This is a genomic window from Sphingomonas segetis (assembly GCF_009720245.1).
Lineage (GTDB): Bacteria > Pseudomonadota > Alphaproteobacteria > Sphingomonadales > Sphingomonadaceae > Sphingomicrobium > Sphingomicrobium segetis.
This window is the reverse complement of the sequence record NZ_WJSQ01000261.1, coordinates 1-1969: the sequence shown is the minus strand read 5'-3', so window position 1 is coordinate 1969 and position 1969 is coordinate 1. Positions and strand designations below refer to the sequence as shown.

At 68.8% G+C, this 1969-nt stretch carries 2 protein-coding genes and 1 pseudogene; all 3 read left to right on the top strand.

Translation table 11 applies throughout. The features are described from left to right. A pseudogene (locus GH737_RS14605) lies at positions 1 to 242 on the top strand (dihydroxy-acid dehydratase domain-containing protein); the annotation flags it as partial. Beyond that, entirely contained in the window at positions 239 to 1207 is a 969-nt protein-coding gene (glk, locus tag GH737_RS14600) for a glucokinase (protein ID WP_155265491.1), read from the top strand. The pseudogene GH737_RS14605 and the gene glk, both read left to right, overlap by 4 nt. Continuing rightward, positions 1204 to 1812 (top strand): bifunctional 4-hydroxy-2-oxoglutarate aldolase/2-dehydro-3-deoxy-phosphogluconate aldolase, encoded by a 609-nt coding sequence (gene eda, locus GH737_RS14595; RefSeq protein WP_155265490.1) that lies wholly within the window; start codon positions 1204 to 1206, stop codon positions 1810 to 1812. Before glk ends, eda begins: the two co-directional genes overlap by 4 nt. The last annotated feature ends 157 nt before the right edge of the window (positions 1813 to 1969 follow it).

Below are 1969 nucleotides of genomic sequence, written 5' to 3'. Positions count from 1 at the left end.
CCGAGGCGCTTCCGGACGGGCCGCTCGCACGAGTGCGCGACGGCGACCTGATCCGGCTCGACGGCCGCGCGGGGACTCTCGAAGCCGTCGGCGTGGACCTCGCAAGCCGTCCTCCGGCCAACTCGCCGCCGCCGCCGATCGGCACCGGACGCGAGCTTTTCGCGCTGATGCGCCTTCATGTGAACGAGGCGGAAGCGGGCGCGTCGGCGCTGCTCTCGGCGATGGAGGCGGAACAGGGGTGAGGAAGGTCGCGGTCGCCGATGTCGGCGGCACCCATGTCCGGTTCACACTGGCCGACGTCGACAGCGGCAGTGTCGCCGCATTGGGCGAGCCGGTGACGCTGAAGACGTCCGAGCACGGGAGCTTCCAGCTGGCCTGGCAGGAATTCGGGCGACGCGCCGGGATCGAACTTCCGAACGAGCTCGCGATCGCTTTCGCGGGCCCGGTCGGCGGGGAGGTGCTGAAGCTCACGAACAATCCGTGGGTGATCCGGCCCGCGCTGATCAAGGAGCGGCTGGGCGTCGACCGCTACACGATCGTCAACGATTTCGGCGCAGTCGCCTATGCGGTCGCGACGCTCGGCGACGAGCATTTCAAGCATCTTTGCGGGCCTGAGCGGGGGCTGCCCGACGAAGGCGTCGTCAGCATCGTCGGGCCGGGGACCGGACTCGGCGTGGCGGCGCTGCTGAGGAAAAGCGGCGGCTATGAAGTGATCGAAACCGAGGGCGGGCACATCGACTTCGCGCCGCTCGACGTGCTCGAGGACCGAATCCTCATAGAGCTGCGGCGCAGCTTCCGCCGCGTCTCCGTCGAGCGCATCGCCTCGGGCCGGGGACTGTGGAACGTCTACGAAGCACTCGGCGCGATCGAAGGCCAGTCGCTCGCCTTGCATGATGAGAAGGAATTATGGGCCGCTGCGCTGGCGGGCAGCGACAGCCTTGCCAATGCCGCGCTCGACCGCGTTTGCCTGAGCCTCGGCGCAGTTGCCGGCGACATTGCGCTTGCGCAGGGCGCTGTCGCGGTGGTGATCGCCGGCGGAGTCGGGCTGCGGCTGGCGAAATATCTGCCGAAGTCCGGATTCCGCGACCGCTTCATCGCCAAGGGTCGGTTCGAGCGGCGGATGGATGAAATGCCGGTCAAGCTGATCACTCACCCGCAACCCGGGCTGGTCGGCGCCGCCGCGGCGTTCGCCAAGGAGCACGGATGACCATGGACGACATCATGCGCGCGGCGCCGGTTATCCCGGTGCTGGTGCTCGAAGGCGATGAGGATTGGGCGAAGCTCGCGGAGACGTTTGTCGGCGCAGGACTGACTGTACTTGAAGTGACCTTGCGCACGCCGGGGGCGCTCGACGCGATCCGGCAGATGAGCAAGGTGCCGGGGGCGATCGTCGGTGCCGGCACGATCGTCAACGAGCGGCAGCTGGGCGAGGCGGTGGACGCCGGCGCCCGGTTCATCGTTTCGCCCGGACTGACGGAGCCGCTCGCCAGAGCGGTCACTCGCTCCGGCGTCGCCTATCTGCCGGGGGTGGCGACGGCCGGCGACATCATGCGCGGGCTCGATCTCGGCCTCGACCGGTTCAAGTTTTTCCCTGCCGAAGCGTCGGGCGGCATTGCCGCCCTGAGATCGCTTTCCGGGCCGTTCGGCGGCATCCGCTTCTGCCCGACCGGCGGCATCCGGCCGGACAATGCCGCCGACTGGCTCGCTCTCGATAGCGTCCTGTGCGTCGGCGGGACGTGGCTGTATCGGCGCGGCGACAGCATGGACGCAGTCGCGGAACGCGCTCGCACGGCGGCCGCGCTACGGAACTAAATTTCCTGTTAACCATGTCGGCGTGATATTGCGTTGCGGGTCAACGGGTTGGTGGATGAGGCTAGTGTTCGGCAGGGCAGGGGCAATCGCCGGAGCTGCAACGGCCGTGCTCGCCGCGGGCGCGCTGCTGCTTGCGGCCGGCGGGCGCAGCGGCGCG